General features: G+C 38.8%; 2 protein-coding genes and 1 pseudogene. 2 read left to right on the plus strand and 1 reads right to left on the minus strand.

Annotated features, from left to right (window positions below):
- Positions 1-614 precede the first annotated feature (614 nt).
- Both AAC854_RS22270 and AAC854_RS22275 read left to right on the plus strand, forming a co-directional pair.
- The gene (locus tag AAC854_RS22270) at positions 615-737 is read left to right on the plus strand and encodes a hypothetical protein (RefSeq protein ID WP_340619004.1); all 123 of its coding nucleotides are present in this window, start codon (positions 615-617) and stop codon (positions 735-737) included.
- Between the two features lie 230 nt (positions 738-967).
- Positions 968-1,303: an NIPSNAP family protein gene (locus AAC854_RS22275; RefSeq protein ID WP_340619005.1), complete on the plus strand. Its 336-nt coding sequence runs from the start codon at positions 968-970 to the stop codon at positions 1,301-1,303.
- 675 nt (positions 1,304-1,978) lie between these two features.
- Here AAC854_RS22275 and AAC854_RS22280 read toward each other — a convergent pair.
- Positions 1,979-2,073 (minus strand): annotated as a pseudogene (locus AAC854_RS22280) (IS982 family transposase); the annotation flags it as partial.

Consider the following 2,073-nt stretch of genomic DNA (forward strand, 5'->3'; position numbering starts at 1 on the left):
GTGACTGACGACGAATTTCGTCGGTAGTGATAAGAATTTCTGTGTGACGGCGGTCAAGTAAGAGTTCTGAGATATAGCCGCGGTTATCAATAACGGCAATTACTCCATCAACTAGAGTAACGTGTTGATTTTTATGATGGTCAAAATCTTGACCATTAACTATGGTGGAAATCGCCACAGTTGATTTATGAGCTGGACAAAAGCAATAAATATACATTATTTCAGTGCATTGCGTGGACATAACGAGCTGGACAAAACGACTTAACTTATTGTTTTTGGCTCTCTATTTTGAGCGCAAGGGTTCGGGTTAATTTTCACTGCCTCCGTTTGAAACAGAAGTGCGCTGATTTAAAGGTGTGATATCCCACCTTGGGTATAGAGATTTCCCCAATACCTTTTTGCTTATGTACATGCGGGATTATCCCGTATGTAATTCAGGGACTAACTGTCAGCCTGATAGCAGAGCAAAGCCCGAATTCGGACTTAGGTTAAAAAATAAACTAATAGGAATTTCCTAATGTAACTCATGACTGAATACGTATTACGTTCGCAGTAGATTAACTATCTGATTTTTATCATGGTTGAAAAACCAGATCATCTATAGGCTGTGGAAAATGGCACGAAGACAGAAGAAGAACGCCCCCTCGATAGTCGCTACGGTCACAGGGAAGGTTACCGTCGCACCCAAGCGTATCAAGTGCCAGACAGGTAAAGTAATGGCAGTCGCTACCATGTAGGTACAGAGCGATAAGCGTAGTGATTACCCGCTGCGTGTCGTTGGCTTTGATGAGATGGCGCTGTCAGTGATGCTATTGCGGAAAGGTCAGGTGATCACGGTGACGGGAAAGGCTTCTTACTGGCAGGGCTATCAGTTTCTTCAATCGCTTAATAGCTATACGGCGGCCATATTTCCGGTATTATCCGCTATGCCCACATTATTAAGAATAACAATGCGTAAGGTGAATACATGGACAACAAGATCATCGAAATACTCCAGTACGAATTAAAAAAAGGAACCGGCAGTCAGTTTCATGAAATCATGGTAAATATCAGCGTTCCATTGCATCGCTCACAGGGGATTGATGTTATTAGTTTTGGCATCTCCCAGCATGATCCAGATTGTTATTACCTTATCCGGGCGTTTGAAGATATGGACGAACTGGCGGCTATACAGGCCAAATTTTATAAAAGCGATGCGTGGATAAATGGTCCTAGAACAGGGATTATTGAGAAAATTGATAAGAGTATAAAAGCGGTTATCGAAATGCCTGTATCGGCTATCAATGCTTTACGAACAGAGTAGCACCAGAGGAAATATCCCTCTTTACCCACTCTAAATTACAAGAAGAGTTCAGCCAGCCCAAAACTATTGGGTAGCCTATTCACATAGATAGGCTGAACTATCAGTTAACTTCCTCTTTAACTGGTTCCGACGAAATTCGTCGTCACCCTCACAAGGTCGGAACGTAAAACGTACTGACCTCGTTTTATTGAGTGTGGAGATACCAGATCACGGGCTACAAACATACCAGCTATACAATGAAGCTGGTGAGTGCCTTAGTATAATGTGAGTTGTATAGAAATTTGTATATATTTGAAAACACAACAAATATTATTATTTAAAATCAATTAATTAACAATCAAGTTCTATTCATGCAGGGGGCCACTCTCTCAACTAAATTCATTGAAGCACCTCTTAAAAATTACAAAAAACCTTAAATATCAAGTGATAACGTTAATCTAAATCTAGCTGAAATGAAGTATGTACCATAACAGAGTAGATGGTACATACCCGAAATTAAATTTCCTCCAAATACGAAGTTGTAAATTATTAAGATATAATATTTATTATCAAATAATACATTGTGCTGATTTTTTATCTATTTTCAGAATATATTAATAGAAACACACCTAATAAATTGCTAAAAAGTCAATACCATTGATTTATATTTTTCGTTATAGTTAACCCGAATTCTGCTTAAGCCATCATTGGAACATCTTCTTCTAAGTAGAAAACTTTCAGTGATGGTTTTTTCAATTTAAGGCAGTAAGCAATCAGTCCACCTAAAACGG

Origin of the sequence: Xenorhabdus entomophaga (assembly GCF_037996725.1) — a bacterium.
Taxonomy (GTDB): Bacteria; Pseudomonadota; Gammaproteobacteria; order Enterobacterales; family Enterobacteriaceae; genus Xenorhabdus; species Xenorhabdus khoisanae.